This window comes from Vibrio sp. 10N.286.49.C3 (genome assembly GCF_041469545.1).
GTDB classification, from domain to species: Bacteria; Pseudomonadota; Gammaproteobacteria; order Enterobacterales; family Vibrionaceae; genus Vibrio; species Vibrio tasmaniensis_A.
Window position 1 is genome coordinate 141,920 of the sequence record NZ_JBFRKT010000008.1, and the last position, 23,435, is coordinate 165,354.

18 protein-coding genes are annotated in these 23,435 nt (G+C 44.4%); 8 read left to right on the top strand and 10 right to left on the bottom strand.

What is annotated here, in order from left to right; translation table 11 throughout:
* The first annotated feature begins 20 nt into the window (after nt 1-20).
* The 3 genes from pstA to AB4180_RS03570 all read left to right on the top strand — a co-directional run bounded on the left by pstA (nt 21) and on the right by AB4180_RS03570 (nt 4,190).
* Nucleotides 21-884: a phosphate ABC transporter permease PstA gene (gene pstA / locus AB4180_RS03560; protein ID WP_012600195.1), complete on the top strand. Its 864-nt coding sequence runs from the start codon at nt 21-23 to the stop codon at nt 882-884.
* Between the two features lie 75 nt (nt 885-959).
* Nucleotides 960-1,709, top strand: a complete 750-nt coding sequence (gene pstB / locus AB4180_RS03565) for a phosphate ABC transporter ATP-binding protein PstB (RefSeq protein WP_102249427.1) — start codon at nt 960-962, stop codon at nt 1,707-1,709.
* A 336-nt stretch (nt 1,710-2,045) separates the two neighbouring features.
* Nucleotides 2,046-4,190, top strand: coding sequence for a GGDEF domain-containing protein (locus tag AB4180_RS03570; protein ID WP_102249426.1), 2,145 nt, complete (start codon nt 2,046-2,048; stop codon nt 4,188-4,190).
* A gap of 136 nt (nt 4,191-4,326) precedes the next feature.
* Here AB4180_RS03570 and AB4180_RS03575 read toward each other — a convergent pair whose 3' ends face one another.
* Genes AB4180_RS03575 through AB4180_RS03600 form a run of 6 tightly spaced genes read right to left on the bottom strand, consistent with a single transcriptional unit; the run spans nt 4,327 to nt 11,287 of the window.
* Entirely contained in the window at nt 4,327-6,009 is a 1,683-nt protein-coding gene (locus AB4180_RS03575) for a BatD family protein (RefSeq protein WP_102249425.1), read from the bottom strand.
* Nucleotides 6,010-6,011: 2 nt separating this feature from the next.
* Entirely contained in the window at nt 6,012-7,919 is a 1,908-nt protein-coding gene (locus AB4180_RS03580; protein WP_372081757.1) for a VWA domain-containing protein, read from the bottom strand.
* The gene (locus AB4180_RS03585) at nt 7,912-8,919 is read right to left on the bottom strand and encodes a VWA domain-containing protein (protein WP_102249423.1); all 1,008 of its coding nucleotides are present in this window, start codon (nt 8,917-8,919) and stop codon (nt 7,912-7,914) included. The genes AB4180_RS03580 and AB4180_RS03585 overlap by 8 nt, the downstream gene beginning before the upstream one ends.
* The gene (locus AB4180_RS03590; protein WP_102249422.1) at nt 8,912-9,397 is read right to left on the bottom strand and encodes a DUF4381 domain-containing protein; all 486 of its coding nucleotides are present in this window, start codon (nt 9,395-9,397) and stop codon (nt 8,912-8,914) included. Before AB4180_RS03590 ends, AB4180_RS03585 begins: the two co-directional genes overlap by 8 nt.
* Nucleotides 9,394-10,320: a DUF58 domain-containing protein gene (locus AB4180_RS03595; protein WP_102249421.1), complete on the bottom strand. Its 927-nt coding sequence runs from the start codon at nt 10,318-10,320 to the stop codon at nt 9,394-9,396. Before AB4180_RS03595 ends, AB4180_RS03590 begins: the two co-directional genes overlap by 4 nt.
* Nucleotides 10,321-10,330: 10 nt before the next feature.
* Nucleotides 10,331-11,287: a MoxR family ATPase gene (locus AB4180_RS03600; RefSeq protein WP_017101011.1), complete on the bottom strand. Its 957-nt coding sequence runs from the start codon at nt 11,285-11,287 to the stop codon at nt 10,331-10,333.
* A 462-nt stretch (nt 11,288-11,749) separates the two neighbouring features.
* Between AB4180_RS03600 and AB4180_RS03605 the strand changes: the two genes are divergently transcribed.
* Both AB4180_RS03605 and AB4180_RS03610 read left to right on the top strand, forming a co-directional pair.
* Entirely contained in the window at nt 11,750-13,666 is a 1,917-nt protein-coding gene (locus tag AB4180_RS03605) for a methyl-accepting chemotaxis protein (RefSeq protein ID WP_102249420.1), read from the top strand.
* Between the two features lie 356 nt (nt 13,667-14,022).
* Nucleotides 14,023-14,223 (top strand): chromosome segregation ATPase, encoded by a 201-nt coding sequence (locus AB4180_RS03610; RefSeq protein ID WP_009845810.1) that lies wholly within the window; start codon nt 14,023-14,025, stop codon nt 14,221-14,223.
* A gap of 291 nt (nt 14,224-14,514) precedes the next feature.
* On the opposite strand, the gene malK is transcribed toward AB4180_RS03610, so the two are convergent.
* Nucleotides 14,515-15,627, bottom strand: coding sequence for a maltose/maltodextrin ABC transporter ATP-binding protein MalK (gene malK, locus AB4180_RS03615; protein WP_009845809.1), 1,113 nt, complete (start codon nt 15,625-15,627; stop codon nt 14,515-14,517).
* A 665-nt stretch (nt 15,628-16,292) separates the two neighbouring features.
* Here malK and malE point away from each other — a divergent pair.
* The 3 genes from malE to malG all read left to right on the top strand — a co-directional run bounded on the left by malE (nt 16,293) and on the right by malG (nt 20,029).
* Nucleotides 16,293-17,477, top strand: a complete 1,185-nt coding sequence (gene malE / locus AB4180_RS03620) for a maltose/maltodextrin ABC transporter substrate-binding protein MalE (RefSeq protein ID WP_009845808.1) — start codon at nt 16,293-16,295, stop codon at nt 17,475-17,477.
* 78 nt (nt 17,478-17,555) lie between these two features.
* Nucleotides 17,556-19,127: a maltose ABC transporter permease MalF gene (malF, locus tag AB4180_RS03625; protein WP_102249419.1), complete on the top strand. Its 1,572-nt coding sequence runs from the start codon at nt 17,556-17,558 to the stop codon at nt 19,125-19,127.
* Nucleotides 19,128-19,138: 11 nt separating this feature from the next.
* A complete protein-coding gene (gene malG, locus AB4180_RS03630) occupies nt 19,139-20,029 on the top strand; it encodes a maltose ABC transporter permease MalG (RefSeq protein WP_009845806.1) in 891 nt (296 codons plus the stop codon).
* A gap of 584 nt (nt 20,030-20,613) precedes the next feature.
* Here the strand turns inward: malG and AB4180_RS03635 are convergent.
* The 3 genes from AB4180_RS03635 to AB4180_RS03645 form a co-directional block, all read right to left on the bottom strand.
* Nucleotides 20,614-20,886 (bottom strand): hypothetical protein, encoded by a 273-nt coding sequence (locus AB4180_RS03635; RefSeq protein WP_012600205.1) that lies wholly within the window; start codon nt 20,884-20,886, stop codon nt 20,614-20,616.
* 230 nt (nt 20,887-21,116) lie between these two features.
* A complete protein-coding gene (locus AB4180_RS03640; protein WP_012600206.1) occupies nt 21,117-21,620 on the bottom strand; it encodes an acyl-CoA thioesterase in 504 nt (167 codons plus the stop codon).
* Between the two features lie 893 nt (nt 21,621-22,513).
* Complete coding sequence (locus AB4180_RS03645) at nt 22,514-23,407, bottom strand: DMT family transporter (protein WP_012600207.1); 894 nt, start codon at nt 23,405-23,407, stop codon at nt 22,514-22,516.
* Nucleotides 23,408-23,435: the final 28 nt, after the last annotated feature.

The following is a 23,435-nucleotide window of genomic DNA, read 5'->3' on the forward strand; positions in this document are numbered from 1 at the left end:
CGAACCCGCAAGGTAAGACGATGAATAAAATCGCGTTAAAGAAAGCCCGCGCACGTAAAGACGCCGTTCTGAGTGGTTTTATATGGGCTGCTGCCGCGTTAACGGTGGGCTTCTTGTTCTGGATTATGTGGTACATCCTCTCAAACGGCTTACAGCACGTTGATTGGAATTTCATCACGGATGACTACACGCGAACGGGCGATGAGCACGGCATTTTTCCGATGATCATCTCGACCATCTACATGGTTATTGCTTCGATTGCGGTTGCGGCGCCATTGGGTATCATGACGGCAATCTACCTGACTGAATACGCAAAAGTAGGCAGTCGCTTAGTTAAGATCATTCGATTTTGTACCGAATCATTAGCAGGTATTCCGTCAATCATCTTCGGTCTGTTTGGTATGACATTTTTCGTAGCTATTTTAGGTTTAGGTTTCTCTATCCTATCGGGCGCGTTGACACTGAGTATCTTGATTCTTCCAGTGATTATTCGTACTACTGAAGAAGCGTTGATGGCGGTATCTCAAACTTATCGTGAAGGCTCATATGGTTTAGGTGCTTCTAAAATCTACACAATCTGGCGTTTGATTCTACCAAGTGCAATGCCGGGTATTATCACTTCAGTTATTCTGAGTATTGGTCGTGTTATTGGTGAATCAGCGCCAGTATTCTTGACCGCAGGTATGGTTGCTCGTATCCCAGATTCATTATTGGATTCTGGCCGTACATTAACCGTTCACTTATATAAGTTAACGACTGAGCTATTTACGATTGAAGAATGGAATCAAGCATACGGCACAGCAACAGTACTGATTGTTCTTGTACTGCTGATCAACACACTCACGAAGTTGATCGCAAGACGTTTTAATACTGCAACTTACTAAGCAGGGTTTTCTAGAGCCAAATGAGCTCCTAAAACAAAAACAGTACAGACTTTGACGAATTACGAGATTACGAATATGAACAAATTTAATATTAAAGACCTAGACCTTTTTTACGGCGAAAACCAAGCGCTTAAATCAATCAACCTACCCGTGCCAGAGCGCCAAGTGACCGCTTTGATTGGCCCGTCGGGTTGTGGTAAATCAACGCTATTACGTTGCTTGAACCGAATGAACGATCTTATTGAAGGTGTAAAAATCACCGGCCTTCTTGAGATGGATGGCGATAACATCTACGGCAATATCGATGTGGCTGATCTACGTATCAAAGTCGGCATGGTTTTTCAAAAGCCAAACCCATTTCCAATGAGTATCTATGAAAACGTGGCATACGGACTACGTGCTCAAGGTATCAAAGACAAAAAACACATTGATGAAGTAGTAGAAAGTTCACTACGCAGTGCGGCACTTTGGGATGAAGTGAAAGACCGTCTTAAAGCACACGCATTTGGTTTGTCTGGTGGTCAGCAACAACGTCTATGTATCGCTCGTACGATTGCTATGGAACCGGATGTAATCCTGATGGATGAGCCTACATCGGCACTTGATCCAATCGCGACACACAAGATTGAAGAATTGATGGAAGACCTGAAGAAAGACTTCACTATCGTTATCGTAACGCACTCAATGCAGCAAGCGCGTCGTATCTCAGACCGCACGGCTTTCTTCCTAATGGGAGAGCTTGTAGAGCACAACGAAACGAGTGTTATCTTCAGCGAACCAAAAGATGATCGTACTAAAGGTTACGTAAACGGTGACTTTGGTTAATTCGATTAACTCAGTGCTGTTTTAGTTTTTTTAAAGGACAGCACGCTAACTGAAACGCAGGTTAGATAATCGAATAGATCGACAGAATTATCACTATAACTATAAGCGATGGAAGTTTTGCCCCACTCTAATGTGGGGCTTTTTTATGTCGCTAAAAAAGTCTTAATGTCGATGAAATTTTGGGCAGGAAATCCCATTTTTGTCGTCCTTCTCATGCTTGTGATAATGTAAAAAGTGAAATTGCGACCCGCTTAACATCTCATTTTTAGTTACATTGATTGCATATCAAGGCTTCGGTATTTTTGCTTCAATCTCATTAGCCAATGGACGGAAGCTGTGCCTGTTAAAGCCTTTGCAAAACAAATATCTGCTACTCGCGACCACCGTCTGTTGGCAGAATCTCTTTTTGGTTACCTTGTTGAGGTGCTCGCACCAAAAGGGATAGGAGTATTTGCCGAGCCAACACCAGAAGGCGATTCGTTACCCTTGTTTTCTTGCGGTGAGCTAACCTCCCTCGACAAGTATCCCTCAACATTTTGGCCTTGGGTTTCCCAGTTTGATACCGCAGATGGTGTGCTTCCAATGTCTATCAATACTTGTAAGTGGGAACACATGGAGGTGCTGGGTGGTGAGTCGTTCATCATGATGCTAGACAACGCGCCTGCCTGCAGAACTTATTTAATTGTTCAAAATTGCAATGCTCAGCAGATCAACCAAACGTTCGACCAAGATCTTGATGTCCTTCAACTAGCGGCCGCTCGCTGGCAGTGTATTCGTGCAGAAAAAAATGCAGCTATCGAGATTAAGCATAGGGACACACGTGAAGCGCAATATCTTGATGAAATTAAGCTTCGAGAGTTGTTTGTAGAGAATATGAAATTGGTTCATCAGGTGGCGTTAGAGCTCTCGAACCCTGAATCATTGGATGCACTCTACAAAGCATCGGTAGAGGCGGTACGCGATAGACTTGGTTTTGATCGCGCCATATTTATGTTGCTTGATATGAAAAAGCGTTGCTTTAGTGGCACCTACGGCACCGATGAACTAGGAAAAACCAACAGCGAACATCACACTCAATATGACCTGCATCAGCTTGAATCGGAATATATCGAGGCATTGTCTGACAACCACACTAACTTGGTCGTTATTGAACATGCTCCACTCTACACTGAAGGTAAGGTTGTAGGGCAAGGGTGGAATGGCATGCTTATCTTGCGTGAAGGGGATAAACCCGTAGGTTGGATTGCTATGGACAACTACATTCACCGCTCGCCAATTACCAATTACCAAAAGCAGATGCTTGAATCGTTCGGCTCTCTGCTGTCTCAGATATACATTCGTAAACGCCAAGAACTGAACATCCGAATGCTGCATTCGAGTATGGTTGAGTTATCTCGCTGCGATAGCGTCAGTGCTGTGTGTAAGTCCGCCGTCAGTTTTGCTATTCAGCATTTAGGCATTGATCGATTAGCCGTTTTCCTTACCGATAAAAATTGCAGTTACATGCAAGGTACTTGGGGTACCGATATAAAAGGCGATATTGTCGATGAGTCTTATTATCGATCAGAGCTGGTAGAGCGCGACATTGTATCTGCGGCCCGCACTTGCCCTAATCAAGTTGCTTTTGAAGAATCGGTCCCAATTTATCATGATTATAATATTGTCGGAGTTGGCTGGACGGCAATGACAATGCTCACCACAAATACAGGCGTTCCGATTGCGTTTATCGCTGCGGATAATTTGCTAACACGAAGCCCTTTAACTTCACAACTGCGTGAAGTGATACGTATCTTCGCCTCTAGCCTTGCTGAAGTCTTACAAAGAACCATGGCGCAAGAGGAAATCAAAAAGCTCAATGAAACCCTAGAACAAGAGGTTAGCAAGCGAACTCAAGAGCTTGAAAATGCGAATGAACAGCTCGATGTAATTTCTAAACTCGACCCACTGACTCGCCTTGGTAACCGCCGTATGCTGTCACAAGTTTTAGATAATCTGAATTGTGAGGAACAAGGTGCATTTGCTACGCAGAATGAGGTCACCTTTGGGTTAATTCTTGTCGATCTTGACCATTTTGGTTTGTACAACAGTGTCTATGGCCATACTGAGGGGGATGTCGCTTTACGTGCCATTGGCAAGATACTGAGCACTCATGTTTACGGTGATCAAGAAACCTTCTGCCGTATCGGCGGTGAGGAGTTTATGTTGTTGATGATCGGCACCAATCACACAACAACAAAGCAGCGTGCAGAGTCGATTCGACAAAGTATTGAAGATGCAAAAATTCTCCATTGTAAAAGTAGCACTAGCCAATATTTAACCGCGTCTGTGGGTTATGCTTCAATCACCTCTGATCAACGCCAATTCGACTTCGATCTACTGTATGGCAAGGCAGACAAAGCTTTGTATCAAGCCAAAGATTCAGGGCGAAATCGAATTGTCTCTGCTCTAAAGCGAAGAAAGGTCGCGACGCCACTGATTTAGTTTGGCGTTTATTTTTTTGCTCTCAAAAACGACTGAAGCCGTGATGTTCACAATGTGGTCATCACGGCTTCGTTCTTTTTTGTTTACTTAGATTTTCTGTTTAACTAGCTTTCTGCTTACTTAGAACGCTGGTTAATTAAAGCCGTTCTAATGTGCTCTTGTGTGCTTTGTTCGAGATGCGTTTTGGTTTCTTAACCGCTTTGATTGCCTCAGAAGGATCCCATGACTGACTTGGTGAGCCAGCTTCAGCATAGAGGCTCTGATTTAGCTTGGTGAGCTCAGCTTCGATCACTTCTATTGTCTCGTCACTCAAGTCTGGATTTTCTGCTTTCCATTGCTCAAACAAAGTTCTCGTCTTCACACCATCTTTCATTTTCAGAGCGGCAATAAGCGCTTCTGCCGTATCGGATTGACGTTCATCTTTTTGCTTTGGTTTTACTGCTGTACCGCGGCGTGACCAGAAGTAGAAAGCAATCGCAGAACTGGTTAACCACAACATAGCAAATAGCGCAGTGAGATAAGGCCATACTCCTGGATTATCAACGCTAACAACCGTCGGGCTTACTTGTTGTGCCGGTGTTTCAATCGCTGGAGGAGGCGTACTTGATGCAGCTTGCTCGCTAGCTTGTACCGACAATTTTAAGCCAAGCGCTTTACTGGTTTGTTCCGATTGCGTATCGGTGTTGAACCAAGCTTGAGACACATCAGGAAGCGAGATATTTCCGGCCTCTTTCGGAATCAATACTTGCTTATAAACGACCACAGCATCACCAGACTGGGTTGTGCCAAATTGCGGTTTCTCTTCATAAACACGTATCGATTTAGGGTAGGTGATGTTCAGTTTCGGCAGTTGGTGTTGTGTTAAGTTGCTAGCCGTCATAGTGATAGTTCGAGTTAGAGAATCGCCCGCTTCCAATTCAAAACCTTGCTTATTACTACCGAAACCATTGCTATCTGTTAGCTCATTACCATGGCTGTCTGACCATTTCTGTAGCAACTTGAAGTCAGAGGTCGGTAACCACTCACCTTGATAGCCTTCTGGTACAGGCTTGACGGTGACATTCAGACTTTCAACAGGCGTGTCGAGCTGGAAAAGGCGAGTTTTGCTTGAATTGTTGGTTGAGTAAACAACAGTACCGGTTAACTTTGGCCCTTGAAGCTGAAATTGTCCTGCTTGCTGTGACGATATATGGAAAGATTGCTGAACAACTGTGACTTCTTGTCCGTTGATAACATCTTGGAACTGTTTCGACTCACCGATGGGTTCCACGTCCAAATTTGATGAGTTTGGTAGAGAAATTTGGGGATCTTGTAATCTTCTTGGATCCGCTTTGATGATAAGTTTTACATCAAGCTCGGCGACCTCTTGAGGGTATAGCGAGTCTTTACTCAGATTAAGTTGAAACTCGGCCATATCATTCTGCTTTGGAGCGGCTTTATTAACTGAAACGTTGATGGTGATAGGTTGGGTTTTTGCGCCTTCAATATCAAAGCTAGGAATCTCTAATCGGCCTAATCGAAGTGGGGCAAGAGTAATATTCCACTCGCTAGACACAGTGCGGCTACCATTGATAATTCGCATCGATGACCCAAAGCTTGGGGTGCCGACGTAGAAATTCTGTTGGAGAGCCGTTAGATCTAAAGCACCTGACGATACTTTTTCATCGGTTGCGACTCTAAGTAGGAAGACTTCATCTTTAGTTACGCTGTTTTGTGAAACGCTCGCTACGGCCGTTGCTGCCAATGCAGAGAAGGAAGAGAAAGCTCCCAGCAACAAAGTCAGGAGTATTGAGAAAAATGGCTTGTTTAAAGATCGCATGGTTACCACTTTTTGTTTTGGTTGTTAGGAGCACTTTTTTGGCGTGCTTGTAGAATCATTTGCGCTTTAAGCAGTTGGCTCGGGTCACGGGCGCTTTCTACTTGCTCAAGCTTTCGCATATCCGGATCGCTCGACATAGGTTGACCTGATGCTTGTGCTGCAGCTGGTTGAGTGTTGTTATCACTGTCTTCCTTAGCTGCCTCTTGTGCTTGGGCAGTTTGAGATGCTGAGTCATCTTTATCTTGTGGCTGCTTATCTGCTTGACCCGCTTTGTTTTGTTGCTCAGCTTGCTTGTCATTTTCTTCATCCGTTTTGGAATCAGAGCGGCTATCAGCTTGGCTTTGGTCGGTATTCTGATCTTGGTTTTCACTTTGATCTTGGCTGCCGCTTTGACTTTGCGACTTCCCATTGTCAGTAGAGCTTTGTTGATGATCCTGCGAGCTTTGCGAAGAATCATTTTGCTGACCTTGTTGACCTTGTTGACCTTGTTGACCTTGTTCACCTTGCTGGTCTTGTTCGTTTTGGTCTTTGGACTCAGAATCGTCTTGCTGTTGCTGTTGCTGTTGCTGTTGCTGTTGCTTCTGAGCCTGTTCGACAATCTCTAGGTTCTTCTTCGCATAAGCATGTTCAGGGTTGCTTTCGAGAATACGTTGATACTCTTTTATCGCTTGGTCGTACTTGCCTTGCTTTGCTTGTGCATTGGCGAGGTTGTAGCGAGCATTTTCGCCAGAAAGACCTTGCAGCGTCTGTTCGGCCGCTTCGAAATCACCGGCTTTGTATTGCGCAATGCCTTTCCATTCTTGCTGCTCGAACTTCTCTGCAGCTTGTTGAAAGTCCTCATCTTGATACAACTGATAACCTACTTGGTCATCGGTTTTCCAAGGGCTCGCAAACGCAGTATTCGGCTGGCTGAACGATACAAGCACAGCTAGGCCACACCAAATGACCCCTTTTCGGAATAGCCCAAGGGCAGGAAGTAACAGAAACGGCAATAGCCAGAAACCGTTGTTCACTCTGGTGTTGAGTGAGTTACTGGTCTTGGTGACTTCTGATGTTGTAGCAACTCGGTCGAGATAACTTGCGATGTGCTCAACATCTGAGTTATTAAATTGCACCTCGGTGAATGTGCCACCAGAGCGACGAGTCAGGTCGCGCATATTGTCTAAGTTGGTTTTCGCAACTACGGTTTGTCCTGAATCGGTTTGCAGCATCGAACCACTTGGTAGAGAGATTGGCGCGCCACTTTCCGTGCCTACAGCCAAGACTGATAATGTCCAATTGCTGCCAGAGAGTAGCGATTCAATCTCTTTCTTCTCTTGAGCATCGATATCATCGCCAATCAGTACCAGATCGCCTTGATAGATATGGGCACGAGTCATCATCTCAATCGCGAGTTTGACTGCCGATGCAGCATCCCCGCCTTGGAAGGGCATGATATCTGGTGATAGGTTGGGTACGAGGTTCTTGATGGTGTTGATGTCAGACGTTAGCGGACTAATGGTGTAAGCATCACCTGCGTAGGCTACCATTCCCGTTAGGCCTTCTTTCCATAACGAAAGCAGATCCAGAGCCTTGTATCGCGCCTGTGTTAAACGGTTCGGTTTAATGTCAGTGGCATACATAGACATCGACATATCCATGATCACAACTCGTGCCTGCGTTTTTTCAAAGCTTGGCTGTTCATTTTTTTCAAAGCTTGGACCGGCCAATGCGATGACACCGACCAACCACCAAACACCGAAATAAGTGCTGCGGTTTTTCGATGGCTTGCTCGATTCAGGAGCCAAATAACGGGCGATGTGTGACGCCAATAACCCTTGCTTGGATTGTCTCTTGCTAAGCCACCAAATAGCGGGCAGCACGGCAAGAGCCAAGAACCAATATGGGTAGATAAAAGTAAAGTTAGACATTGTTTCTCCTAATGGCTAACAGCATAAATGCGAAGAACATTGCCGCCGACAGTGGCCAGACAAACCACTCTTGTTGTGGTCGCCAGATCTTAGTGGCGTTCGTCACGGGTTCTAATTGGTTGATGGTGTCGTAAATCGTTGCCAGCTCTTTGCTGTCTCGCGCTCGGAAGTACTGACCGCCAGTGCGTTTGGCTATTTCCATTAGAGTACGTTCATCCAAGTCTTGAGCAGTATTGACCTTACGAGTCATGAAGAACTCTTTGACCATCATTTCACCCGCACCGACACCCACGGTGTAAATCGTCGCGTTGTATTTCTTTGCAATATCCGCCGCTTCAAGTGGATCTAATACGCCCGCAGTATTACTGCCGTCACTGAGTAGAATCATTACACGCTGAGGAGCGTCGCTGTCGACAAAGGTTTTGGTGGCAAGGCCGATACCATCACCGATCGCAGTTTGAGTACCAATCAGCTTTAGCACTGCTTGATTGAGCTGTTGTGAAAGCGTGTCTCTATCTAACGTCAGTGGCGTCTGCAAGTAGGCGTGATCAGCAAATAGCACCAATCCAACTCGGTCGCCTTTTCGTCGCTCAATAAAGTCACTCAATACATGTTTCACCGCAGATAAGCGGTCAATGTATTCGCCATTAAACTGCATGTCTTCTTGGCTCATTGAGTAGGAGAGGTCGACAACCAACATCAAATCACGGTGTTTCGGCTGAAACTCAACCGGTTCACCGTACCAAACTGGGCGTGCCATGGCCGTTACCAATAAAAGCCAGATGATGACCGATAACGCCTTGGGTAAGCGACTGCTCGGTGTTTTGGTATTGCTGTCCTCGGGCAAAAACGGAAGCCTTAGGGCATTGCTTGATTCTGACTTTGGTGAGAACAAGTAAACGAGCAATGGCAGTGGCGCGATGAAGAACATCCACCACCAAACGAACTCGATGTTTAACAAGTCCCTGCTTAGAAACATATGGCTTAGAAAATCACTCATAACGACCTCGCTTAGGAGGAAGGGCTTTACGAAGCCATATTTCGCAGTCATTAATCAATTGCTGCTGAGCCTTTTTCTGTTCGTCGTTCATTAGGGCTACATCTTGATAGAGCGCTTGTTGCCACTGAGCCTGTTTTGCTACAAACAACGGCTTTTTCAATTGTGCGTCTAAGAACTTCAACCAATCATCGCCTGCTAGACCTGCTACTTTTTCTCGTGGGAAGTAGCTCAATGCTGCCTGACGAAGGATGCGTTGTGCTTCGCTCGGAGACAAGCGATTTGAAGACTGACGATTACTGAAGTAAGACAGCGCTTCTTGCTTCGCCTGTTGATTGTTTTTTCTACGTTTTAGAATGAAAAACACCAAGGCAATCAGGGCAATGGCTGTGATAACCACTGCCCACCAACCCCACGCCAAAGGCCACCAAGTCGGTGCATCTGGCGCAATAACCGGACTTAAATCTAAGGGCTGTTTCATGACTGAGCTCCTGATACTTGGCTCATTAACGATTGCGCACAAGACAATGAACTGTATGGGATCGCCAAAGAAAGGCTCATTTGCATAAGCTGTTGTTGCTTCTGATCAAATGCGTGACTGAGCTTTTCCTTTTCCTTGCTTGATGAAAAGTTAAACCATTGCGTTTTATTGCCGTCGGTGATCTGTTTTGAACCTTTGAAAGCAGTGACACCTTGCTCTAATGGATCGTAAAAATGCACCAAGCGAACCCGATTATGTCGACGTATTTGATTGATAAGTGAGTAATTACTTTCGCTATAACGAACAAAATCACTGAGCATAATGATATCGCTGCCTTTCGGGCAAAGCTGATGAAGAGACTTCAGCCCATGCTCTAAGGTTGTGTTGCTGTGATTGTTTGGGTTAGTCAGCGCTGCGTTATTGATTTCTATGACTTTTTGTAAAATACGCAGCGGAGCGTGGTTGCTAGCACTGGGTTTAATCTCAATGATCTCTTGGCCAGTATCGATCACTGCACCAATACGGTCTTTTTGAGCGACGGTTAACCAGCAAAGTTGGCTGGCAAAGTGTGCGAGTTGAACCGATTTAAGCAACAAGGTTGAGCCGAAAATCATACTGCTCGACAGATCTAAGAACAAAATCACAGGCTGTTCTCTTTCTTCAGAAAACAGTTTGGTGTGCGCCTTGCCTGTTCTCGCCGTGACGCGCCAATCAATGCTGCGGATATCGTCGCCCGCCTGATATTGACGAACCTCAGAGAAATTCATCCCGCGACCTTTACGATTGCTTTCGTGCTGGCCGTTAAGTTGCGACCACAGGCTCTTGGCTGGAGGCAACCAGCGAACAGACTGCGCTTTGTATTGCAGCAGTTCGTCCAGGTTTAACGTGACGCCGTCACTATGGTTGGGTAATTGATTCTTCATGCGCGTATCCCTATGCGCTACCAACCAACGAGAAAAGGTGTGCGATCACTTGGTTTGCAGTGACCCCTTCGGCTTGTGCGTGGTAGCTACGAAGCAGGCGGTGACGCAGTACAGGGAATGCCATCGCTTGAACATCTTGTGGAGTGACGTAATCTCGTCCTGCAAGCCAAGCGTGAGCGCGGGCACAACGGTCTAACGCGATGGTTGCACGCGGGCTAACACCCATGTCTAACCATTGATCAAGCTGGTCGCTGTATTGCTTAGGTTGGCGCGTCGCCATTACCAATCTGATGATGTACTGCTCAATGGTGTCTGCCATGTGAATGTTGAGCACTTCTTGGCGAGCTTCGAAGATAGTTTGTTGAGAAATAGGCTCTGGTTGAACTGGTTGATTGCCTTGAGCTTCGCCTCTGTTTAGGCGCAAAATCTCCAGCTCACTTTCCATGTCTGGATAAGCCACTTCTAAATGCAGCAAGAAACGGTCTAATTGAGCTTCTGGTAGCGGGTAAGTGCCTTCTTGCTCAATTGGGTTTTGCGTTGCCATTACCAAAAACAAATCGGGTAAGGCATAGGTTTTTCGTCCCGCCGTCACCTGCTTCTCAGCCATCGCTTCTAGCATTGCGGCTTGCACTTTCGCCGGAGCACGGTTGATCTCATCCGCCAGAATAAGCGAGTTGAAAATCGGGCCCGATTGGAAGGTGAATTCTCCCGTTTCTGGACGAAATATATCGGTACCCGTTAAATCAGCAGGTAACAAATCTGGCGTGAATTGAATGCGGTGGAAGTCTCCCTCGACACAGTCAGCCAATGATTTTACTGCGCGAGTTTTTGCTAGCCCGGGAGGCCCTTCAACGAGGATATGACCATCGGCCAAAAGGGCTATCATCAGCTGCTTAACAAGCTCTTTTTGACCAATGATTTGAGACTCTAAATAGTTTTGAAGGACTTCGAAATTTGTTTTGTGCATTTTGGACTCTCTGGGTATCCATTTGATTTTTATTTTGAGTATTGGTCACTGATTACTAGGAAAAAGTTCCAGTACGTTTGTGGAATTTATTTTTTCAAAATTGGAATTATTTACAAGCGGTTAACGAGAAAAAACCACTGAGCCATGGTTTGTACCATATCAATTGTTTTTTATATATCAAAGCTTCAGAGGTCTGTCGTTAAGTGAGCTTCGTAGAACCTTATTATCCAGATAATTAAAATGAATGGTTACGTTTCACTGCATTAGTCTTGCTGATAGTTTTTTCTATAGAAGAATGATTGCTTTGTTTCACCATGCTTACAAATTTTTGCGAAATACCTCTCTAGTTTGATGGGGTTTAGCCGATATATGGTGGAGAGAGTGCACTACTGGTTTAAGTGCACCAAAAAAATCCTGTTCAGGATATATAAATAACGAGCGATTCTTTTTAAAGGTCCAAATATGTTGAAAACTAACTCTCTGAGTATTAAACAAAAAGTTGTACTTGGAATTACCTTCGCAGTTCTTGCATCAACGGTGATTGTCGGTGCGATGGCACAAAAGCAAGCAAGAGATGTTTTGAGTCATCGATTAGTCGATATTGAGCTTCCGGGAATGTTAGAGCGAATTAATGGTGAAATTGACCGTGAAGTCTCTCAGCTATTGTTAGCTGCAGAACAAATTGCTTCGAATGAATTCATTTCTGACGCTATCGAATCGACCGATCGTGATGCCGTCTTAGAGAACAAGCTAGTAAAGCAATTGAACAATGTTCGTAACCAATACCAGCTAAATGATGCCTCGGTAGCAAACCGTCAAACGGCCTACTACTGGAACCAAGATGGCTTCTTGCGTCAACTCAATCAACAGCAAGATGGTTGGTTCTTTGGCTTTACGCAATCTGGCCAGCAGACAATGGTCAGTATGTTCCAAGAAGCGACAGGTGAAGTGAAAATGTTCGCTAACTACCAACAACCTTCTGGTTTAGCGATGTCTGGCTTATCGAAATCGATGGGTGACATGGTAAGTCTACTCAATAGTTTTAAGATCGAAGATACCGGTTTTGTTTTCTTAACGAATAGCCAAGGTGATGTTCAAATTCATCGCGAACGTTCGCTTAGTGATTCATCACTTCAACAACTTTACGGTCCTCAATCTAGTCAGTTGTTAAGCAAGTCAGGATTTAACCTGATTACAACGGAACATAAAGGACAAGAGTTGTTTGTCGCGAGTTTGTATGTGCCGTCAATGGATTGGTTCGTTGTTGGTGAAGTTCCGACGAGCGAAGTTTTTGCTGAGCTTGATGCAACGGCTAAACAGATGCTGATCATGACCGCTGTTGTAGCGTTAATCTTTATTCTGATGGGCGTAGTGCTAGCAAACAGTATTACTCAACCGATTAAACTTTTGGCTAAGCGATTCGGTGACCTTGGCGAAGGTGACGGTGACCTTGCTCAGCGTATCGAAGTGAAAGGCAACGATGAAATTGCACAGCTTTCAAAGGGCTTTAATGGATTCATCGAAAAGATTCACGAGTCGATGAAAGAGGTGTTTTCTACAAGCCAAGCACTTCAAGTCGCCGCTGAGAGTGTTTCTAACAAAGCGCACATCACCCACGACAATAGCCAAGAGCAACGAGATCAAACTCTTCAGGTAGTTGCAGCCATTAACCAGATGGGCATGACAATCAGCGAGATTGCATCGAATGCGGCAACGGCTGCGGAAACGGCAACACAGGCTTCAGGCAATACTGAAGTAGGCCGAACTGTGGTAAATAAAGCAAAAGACGCGATCAGCCGTTTAGCGCAAGACATCGAAAGTACAGGTCAAGTGGTAGAGCAGTTAGCTTCAACGACTCAAGACATTGGCTCTATTTTGGGTGTAATTCGTGACATCTCTGAACAAACCAACCTACTAGCTCTGAACGCTGCTATTGAAGCTGCGCGTGCGGGTGAACAAGGTCGCGGTTTTGCCGTTGTAGCCGATGAGGTTCGTAACCTAGCAAGCCGTACCGCAGATTCTACTGAAGAGATTCAGAAGATGATCAACCAACTGCAAAGTGATGCTAAAGATGCCGTAACGGCGATGAGTGCAGGTAAAGTGATTACACTTGAAGGTGTATCAGCGTCGGACGAAGCGGTGGATGTACTGGGCGGTATTTCAGACCGTATCGTTGATATCACTGACCGTAACACTCAAGTGGCAACGGCAACGGAAGAGCAATCAACCGTAGTTCACACCATCAACCAGAACATTGAAGAGATCAACGCGATTAACGAAGTGACGACTGGAACCGCAGAGCAGCTTGCTGAAGCGAGCCAAGAACTTCAACAGCTTTCTTCTCGTCTAGATAAGATGGTTGGCTCGTTTAAGCTTTAACAGCCAATAAACATACAGAACTATAATTGGAGCCGGATTCACTTCATGTGAATCCGGCTTTTTTACGTCTAACATGTTTGTTCGTTGATATGGCACTTTACGTTTGGTATGGCTTTTACGTCTGATACTGCTTTTTATGTTTGGTGTGGCTTTTACGTCTGATACTGCTTTTTACGTTTGGTATAGCTTGTTACGTTTGGTATCGCTTTTTACGTTGAACGTCGCTATTCAGACCGCAGTTCTGCATTTAAGCTGATGTTCACTTGATCTGGTTTCGGGCTTTGCACCTAATCGCCCTAGCATCATAGAGCGTAAATGAGTAAAATCTCGCTAGGTTTAATATTTAGGTAAGTATCATGAGCGATTTTGAAAAAGAACTAGAGCAGATGACTCAAGAGATGGGCGATGAGCCTGAAGTGAAACTTCCATCACTTGAAGAGCAAAAAGCGATCGTTGCTGAATTTAAGCGACTAGAAGCGGAAGGCAAACTGACCCCTGAAGTGTTAGAACAGCATTTTGGCCAGTTCAATAAAACAAGTGATACGCCAATTCACTAAGTTATTTACTACGATTGGTATTAAAGTTGAGCAAGCCTATATCTTTATCGTTTAGATAGGATGGCTTTTAGCTCAAACAGATAAAGGTCTAGCATTCGCTAGGCCTTTTTTGTTTTTATACTGAACAGACAACAGACAACAGACAACAGACAACAGACAACAGACAACAGACAACAGACAAAGCGCGATCTATTTAGTGAAAGTAAAACTGGTTGTCTTAAACGGAAAATCCCCCTTATAAGGTAAGAGGGATTCGATATGGGCAAGTTATATCCTAAAAAGACGAACCGATTAGTCGGTGCCGTACTCTTTGTACAAGCGACGACATGCTCGACCATCGCTATGGAACAAGTGACAACGGTGTGCAGGAATACCAATCGCTAGCTTGTCACCAGACTCAATCGTCAACGTGTCTGGCTGGCGATAGATAACGTCAGCATCGGCACTGTCGAGGTTTAGGTAAACTTGTGTTTCGTTACCGAGCTTCTCGACCATCAATACATCAGCCTCAATCGTCGCATCACCTGTTTCAGCAGACAATAAGTGCTCAGGACGAACACCTAGAGACATACGGTCACCAGCGTTGACAGTCGTGCCATCAACTGGGATCCAGAAAGTCATACCGTTTGAAAGTTGTACCAATACGCGTTCTGCTTCAGCTTGTTCGATGTGAACCGACATAAAGTTCATTTTTGGTGAGCCAATAAAGCCAGCAACGAAACGGTTTTGAGGATAGTGGTAAAGATCAAGAGGTTTACCCACTTGAGAAACAAAACCGCCATCAAGCACAACGATTTTATCCGCCATTGTCATCGCTTCAACTTGGTCGTGTGTTACATAAATCATGGTACAGCCCAGTTGACGCTGTAGCTTGGTGATTTGTGAACGCATTTGAACACGCAGTGCTGCATCCAGGTTAGACAGAGGCTCATCAAGTAGGAATACGTTTGGTTGAGAAACCAGAGTACGACCAATCGCAACACGTTGACGTTGACCACCAGACAATGCTTTAGGTTGACGTTCAAGAAGGTGACCAAGCTGAAGGATTTCTGCAGCATGTTCAACACGCTTGTCAATTTCAGCTTTATCGGCGTTTGCCAGTTTAAGACCAAAAGACATGTTGTCGTAGAGATTTAGGTGAGGGTAGAGCGCGTAAGATTGGAATACCATACCTACACCACGTTTTGATGGCTCAACATCGTTCATGCGTTGATCACCAATGTACAAATCACCAGACGTAATATCTTCTAGACCTGCGATACAGCGTAATAGCGTCGATTTACCACAACCTGATGGTCCAACGAATACTACGAATTCACCTTCGTTGATGTCTAAGGTTACGTCCTTAGAAATCTGTACATCACCATATGATTTATAAACGTTTTTTAACGTGACACTCGCCATCTAGCTTGTCCTCGATCGATCAAATTTTAAGTTTTACTGCTTATCATTATAAGGAATTTTTGGGTCAGCAGTAACTGTAGGAATTGGTAAGTATTAAGTGAGTAAGAAAAAAGTGGGTGGGACTTGAATTCTTTAACCAAGCCCACCCGTCATAGCCAAGCTGGTGCCTATTTCCCCCACATCCAGCTAAATCTCCCCCGTGATTCAATCACAGATTTAGCTCGATGCTTAATAAAGACAACAGCGGGCAGTGAAGCCAACTAAATGAACAATGCGTCAACGCATAACATTCGCTGGTAAAGGGTTCTTACTATCCACTCTTGGATGAATGCAGTTTCGGTGAATTCGCGTAATGGTACATCCTCCCAATAGAAAATTAACTAGGGGGAGTAGGAGGGGAGGAGTAGATAAAGGGGGTTATCTATAACTGGCGATCCAGTTCAAATAAATCCACCGCATAACGGTGATGTGGATCACGATGAGTATCTACTTTGTGACTTCGCTCGCCAATCTTACCGGATGACGATCACGAAATTAGGCCATAATAGCTAGGGCGTAGTGGCTAGGATGATGAGCTGTCATTGATTTTCTCAGATCATAGCCTCCGAAAACTGGCTCGTCTTAATTGAATGCGCCCTACGTATAAATATAAAAAGGATATTGACATGAAAAACGCTCTAAGCGCTGTAGCTCTAGGCACAATCGTTGCTCTGGGTTCTTTTGGTGCAAACGCTGCTATCGAAGAAGGTCAACTAACTATTTGGGTTGGTGGCGACAAAGCTTATGAAGGAATGGCTGAAGTAGGTAAACGCTTTGAAGAAGATACTGGTGTTAAAGTAACCGTCGCTTTCCCTGACAAACTAGAAGAGAAATTCTCTCAGGTTGCAGCAGCTGGCGATGGCCCAGACATGATTTTCTACGCACACGACCGTTTTGGTGGTTTTGCAGAAGCAGGTCTTCTTGTTGATATCAAACCTTCTAAGGAAACTAAAGAAGGTATCGTAGACTTCGCATGGGATGCTGTTTCTTACGACGGTAAAACAATCGCTTACCCAGTTGCAGTTGAGTCAGTTTCTCTTATCTACAACAAAGCACTTGTTCCTAACCCACCTAAGTCTTGGGAAGAGATCCCTGCACTTAACGCTAAGCTTCAAAAAGATGGCAAGAAAGCAATCATGTGGCCTCTACGTGGTGGCGCTTACTTCACATGGCCTCTACTTGCAGCTGACGGCGGTTACGCGTTCAAGCAAACAGCGGAAGGTTACGACATTAAAGATGCAGGCGTAGCGACTGACGGTGTTCAGAAGTCTCTAGGTTTCATTGAGAAGATGGTAAAAGACAAAGTTATTTCTGCGGATATGGATTACTCAGTTGCTGAGTCTGAATTCGTAGCGGGTAACGTTGCAATGACTATTAACGGTCCTTGGGGCTGGGCAAACATCGAGAAAGCTGGCGTAGATTACGGCGTAGCAACATTGCCTAAGTTCAACGGTAAAGCGTCTAAGCCATTCGTTGGTGTATGGGCTGGTGGTATCAGCACCGCTTCTCCAAACCGTGATCTAGCCGTTGAGTTTATGGAAAACTACCTACTAACTGATGAAGGTATGAAGAGCTTGAACGACGACAAGCCACTAGGCGCTGTTGCTCTTAACTCTTTCCAACGTCAACTAGACAGCGACACTCGTATTGCAGCAACAATGGATAACGCGATGAACGGCGAAATCATGCCTAACATCCCTCAGTTCACAACATTCTGGTACAGCATGGAAGAAGCTATTGGCAACGTAGTTGATAGCCGTCAATCAGTAGAGCAAGCACTAAAAGGTGCTGAAGCTCGAATGACTAAGTAACAACCAAGCACTACCTTTTAAGGAGGGGGCAACCTCTCCTTACTTTTCTATTTTTATATCTCGTTAGCAGGTTCCTCTATGCAGTCAGTTCAAGGTTCAGATGCGATCCCGGCACCATCAAGCCTTCCAGGCAGTAAAAGCGTCTTCATCAAATGGGGGTTGCTTGGTAGTGTTGGCTTAATTAATGGCTACGCTACAATTTTAATGTATTCTCGCGGTGAGCTCGCATTTGCGCTGCTTACTGTGATTTTAACGGCTTTGGCTCTTTACATTTTTGGTAGTAAGAAAACTTACGCCCACCGTTATATTTACCCCGGTATTGCCGGAATGATCTTATTCATTCTTTTCCCACTGGCATATACCGTAGGGCTTGCGTTTACTAACTACAGCGCAAAAAACCAGCTCTCTCTAGAGCGTACTCAAACCGTTCTTTTAGACCGTTCATTCCAAAGCGGTGAAAGCTACCCATTCACTTTGTACAAAACAGATAACGGTCACCAGATCGTTGTGAAAGATGGCGACCAGCTGTTAGCAACTGATGTATTTTCTCTGGAAGGCATGACATCAACAGAGATGGACCTATCTGCAATTGACTCTGTACAAGGTGAAAAAGAGAAGATCAAAGCGATCATCCAAAATCGCTCTGTGATCAGTGGTGTCGATTTCCATCTGCCAAATGGTGATGACATCCGCATGAGCGGCTTACGTAAATTTGCTGCCGTTGCACCGCTTTACACTCTTCAAGATGACGGGGAAACGTTATACAACAATGAATCTGGCGAAATATTGAAACCAAACATGGAAGTGGGTTTCTACCAACCGGTTGACGAGAAAGGTGAGTTTATCGGTAACACCATTTCTCCAGGATTTGTTGTAGACATTGGTACGGCCAACTTTGAACGTGTATGGAAAGATGACGGCATCAAAGAACCGTTTATCAGTATCTTTATTTGGACGGTTGTATTCTCCATTTGTACGGTAGCCTTCACACTTGCAATTGGTTTGGTTCTGGCAAACGTTGTGCAGTGGGAAGAGCTGAAAGGCCGTGCTGTGTATCGTGTTCTACTAATTTTGCCTTACGCCGTACCAGCATTTATCTCGATTCTTATCTTTAAGGGCCTATTCAACCAGAGCTTTGGTGAGATTAACATGGTGCTTGAGAGTATCTTTGGTATAAGCCCAAACTGGTTCTCCGACCCGATCTTAGCGAAAACCATGGTGTTGATTGTTAACACTTGGCTAGGCTTCCCTTACATGATGATTCTATGTATGGGTCTACTAAAAGCGATTCCTGAAGATTTGTACGAAGCGTCAGCAATCGATGGTGCTAACTTCCTTGATAACTTCAAGCGAATCACTTTTCCATTGATGATAAAACCGTTAACACCGCTATTGATTGCAGCGTTTGCCTTTAACTTCAATAACTTTGTCATGATTCAACTATTGACGAACGGTGGCCCGAACATGATTGGTACTTCTGAGCCAGCGGGTTACACAGACTTGCTTGTAAGCTACACGTACCGAATTGCATTCGAAGGCGGTGGTGGTCAAGACTTTGGTCTAGCAAGTGCAATCGCAACGCTTATCTTCCTATTGGTTGGTGCCCTAGCGTTACTAAACCTTCGTTTCACTAAATTGACTCAAGATTAAGGAGCACGACAATGGCTATGGTACAAGGTAAGAGCCTTAAATACCGAGTATGGGCAACGCATATTGCGCTGTGGTGCTTCTTAGCGCTAATTATTTTCCCACTACTGATGATTATTGCTATCTCATTCCGCGAAGGTAACTTTGCAACCGGTAGCTTGATTCCAGACAACCCATCTTTGGAACACTGGAAATTGGCTCTGGGTATGTCAGTGACGAATGCTGATGGCTCAGTTACTCCGCCTCCATTCCCAGTACTGACTTGGCTGTGGAACTCAATAAAAGTAGCGGGTATTACGTCAATTCTTATTGTTACACTGTCGACAACATCGGCTTACGCATTTGCTCGTATGCGCTTTAAAGGTAAAGAAACTATCCTGAAAGCGATGATGATTTTTCAAATGTTCCCTGCGGTATTGGCTCTAGTGGCTATCTACGCACTGTTCGACAAATTAGGGCAATACATCCCATTCTTAGGCTTGAATACGCATGGCGGTCTGATCTTCTCGTACTTGGGCGGTATTGCATTACACGTTTGGACGATTAAGGGCTACTTTGAGACGATTGATAACTCTTTGGAAGAAGCTGCAGCATTAGATGGCGCAACACCTTGGCAAGCGTTCAGATTGGTTCTATTACCACTGTCAGTACCAATCCTAGCGGTTGTATTCATTTTATCTTTCATTGGTGTTGTTGGTGAGGTACCAGTTGCTTCCATCCTATTATCGGACGTGAACTCTTACACGCTAGCGGTAGGTATGCAGCAGTACCTATATCCTCAGAACTACTTATGGGGCGACTTTGCGGCAGCGGCGGTACTTTCCGCACTTCCGATTACTATCGTGTTCTTACTGGCTCAGCGTTGGTTAGTTGGCGGTTTGACGTCGGGTGGTGTAAAAGGATAAGCTGTCCTTATAAGAAAGACAAAAGAGCGACCGTTAGGTCGCTCTATATTGGCATTTTTATTACATCATTTGGTTTGGCCGCCGATCAGTAATAAAAATAACCCTCAGGTTACGCATAGCTGGCTACTAATCAGGTTCCTTACGCTATTAATGATTAGTGGTTTTTGTAACTCTAACCCAGGTACTTACTTGGGTTTTTTTATGCCTGCTACTTTTATCTCTATCTCTATCTCTATCTCTATCTCTATCTCTATCTCTATCTCAGTCTTTTTGGTTTCTTTCAGTCATTAAATACTGAAGCACCTTTTTCTGGATTTTTCCGGTTTCATCTCTCTAATTGAAGACATCAACGAGTCTCACAAATCAGACACTCAGTATAGGGGGCCGTAGCTCTATTGATATATGAGTAATATTTCCATGCGTGATACTTCAATAATTTGGATGCAACGGATCGGTCGATTACACAGAAAGTGCTTACAAAGGCAGACTCGTGTTAACGTTTTGTGGTTGCCATTCGCGGTAGTTATTGATTTGGTGGTAAATTTTTCCAAAATGGAAGAAGAAAAGGAAGAGGTGATGTGAGACTAAAACTCTTTGCTAGAAGGTGCGCAACCTAAATGCTGAAGTAAAACATAGATGCTGTCTTGATAAAGAGCTACGCGACGAAACAGATCCGCAAACGTCTGATCACCGCCAAAACAAGCTTGGATATAGTGGTTAATTTCATTCGTGTCGTAGCCTTCGACGTACAAACTTCTAACCCATTGATACTCAACTGCCTTCAAGTTCGTCAGTGTAGATTCGCAAAGGGTGGGAAATGTCGTGCTCAAAAGTGGCTCCAAGAAATTTAAATACATCCATTATGATTGGCGGTATTTAAACAGAGCAAAATGACGACTTTATTACAGTCAAAATAAATCCGTGAACAAGTATCGGATCATTTTAACTTTTGACTGGGTATCACGCTTTATAGTCAGCATTAGGTGTGTAACGGATTTACTTGGGTATAGAGAGGGAATTGAAAATGCCAAGTAAGTACTGCCTGGCATCGTAATAAGGTTTTGTAGGGTAGATCTGCTAGTGGCGCCTATTTAAGATACTTTACGTGTGCTTCCATCTCTTCACCGATCTGTTTTCGCATGTTCATTAGACGAATAGCCGAATCTCTTAATTCGATGTCTTCTGATGTTTCTGGTACCCATTCTGGCACTTTAGTCGGGTTACCATTTTCATCAACAGCGACCATAATAACGATACAGTGAGTCGTTAGGCGGTTGTTGAGTTCTTTTGGGTCGCTGGCTTGAACATCGATAGCGATGTGCATAGAAGATGAACCTGTATAAATGACCTTCGCACTTACTTCAACAAGGTTACCCACATGGATTGGAGCAACGAATCGAATACCACCAGCGTAAGCGGTAATACAGTACTTACCACTCCATCCAGCAGAACAAGCGTAAGCCGCTAAATCGACCCATTTCATTACGGCACCACCATGAACTTTACCACCAAAGTTCACATCCCCGGGTTCAGCTAAAAAACGCAGAGTAACGTCTCGTTTACCATCTTGTCGGCTATTGTGACTGCTCATCTATCTTCCTTCATTATTATTGTTCTGAATAACATGCTCGTTACTTGCTAATAACAATATACTTAAGATGACATAAATTAAAGCGGATAATCTCACGAACAAGACTATTTTTTAAAACAGATGGCGAGTTGATGACTATTGATGTTTAAAGGAGGTGGACGTGACGCTCCAACAGAGGAGTACTCTATCGAGCAAGTTGGCGGAAGGATCGATTGAAAAAAAAACACCTAGCGGAATGCTAGGTGTTTCTAAGCCGTGTGGTACTCATGTCGGTACCTTTTTGAGTTAGCCAACTAACCGTCGCTTATCTGGTTTAGTTAAAGTGATGGTATCTTAATTAATCCCAAAACGATAGTTAGATTTGTTTTCTTATCAGCTCACTTTCTGTTCGGAAAGTATAGAACCTTCGCGTAGATATTTCCTTTCTTATTATTGCTAGAAAATTCTTTTAATGCATTTTGCAGTAATAATCTGTATTTGTCGGGGAGTTAAGGTGTTAAAACTAAATTGGTATCAATTTTAAAGTATTCACTTTTGTATAAACCAAAGTAACTAGACGGTTCTTTCGTTGCTATAACGTTTCTAAATGGCTCATAGTGACCTGGGTTACATGAGCCGTGTGACCATAGGAGAGCGATTAGAGCAACAGTTACCTGCTTTCTGGAGAGTTATTCTAACGCTTTGAATAATTAAACCGTACTTAGTGCATTAAACGGGAGCTGCTGAGATATTGCAATAGTAAACACCATTATTAAGCGTACTTAAAAGCTTCATGAACGAAAAATAAAATCAGAGAGCATGAATCGAGAAATCGACAATAAACAACAGTACCTGCTAACGAGGCAGGTACTGAGTGGAAAATGGAATGGGGCATTGTCGCAGGTTAAGCGGGGTTAGTTCTGCTGAGGTAAGGGAGCCTCAAGCCTTGGTTTTCTTTTGATTTGAGCAAGGATGACACCGGAAATCACCATCACACCACCAATGATGTGGAACTGGTTAATCTTTTCGCCCAGCCAGGTGGAAGCTAATACAATCGCGATAACTGGCATCAAATTCATAAACATCGCGCTTGAGTCAGCACCAATCGTGTCAATCGCCTTCACCCACATCCAAGGCGCTAAAATTGAAGCGGCCACCGCGGCGTAAGCTATCAATGGGATCGCTTGTTGCGGTGGTAAAAGCTGTTCGCTGGTAAGCCAAAGTGGCGTAAGCATCGCGACAGCAAACAGACCCTGAATGTAAATCACCACCCAGCTACTGATTGGCATTTTCCAGCGTTTCAATAACACACAGTAAGAAGCATAAACAAAGGCCGCAATTAACATATAGCCATCGCCTTGAGTCAATTCTTGATGCATGAAGAATAACGGGTCGCCTTTACCTAACATCAGAGCTAAGCCTGACAGTGACAACACACCGCCAACAATACTCAAACTAGAAATCGACTTGTGCAACAGAGGGACGCTTAAAAACACACTGATCAATGGAACCAAAGAAGTGATCAGTGCCATGTTAGAAGCGGTTGTGGTTAAGCCCGCGTAATAACCTAGAGATTGGTTCAACACCATGCCCAAAAAGCCGAGGAACGCTAATTTTGATAGGTTTGGTTTAATGACAGCCCACTGTTTCATTACTGGGCGAATACAGAAAGGCGTGAGAATTAACATCGCAAAAAACCAACGGTAAAAACTCATCGCGCTAGGTTCTATGGTGCTTGCAGCAAGCTTGTTGACGATTGCATTGGCGCCCCAGATACAGACTGTAAAAAATGGTAAGAGATAATGCATGTGAATTCCGTGGCGAATGAGTTGATGC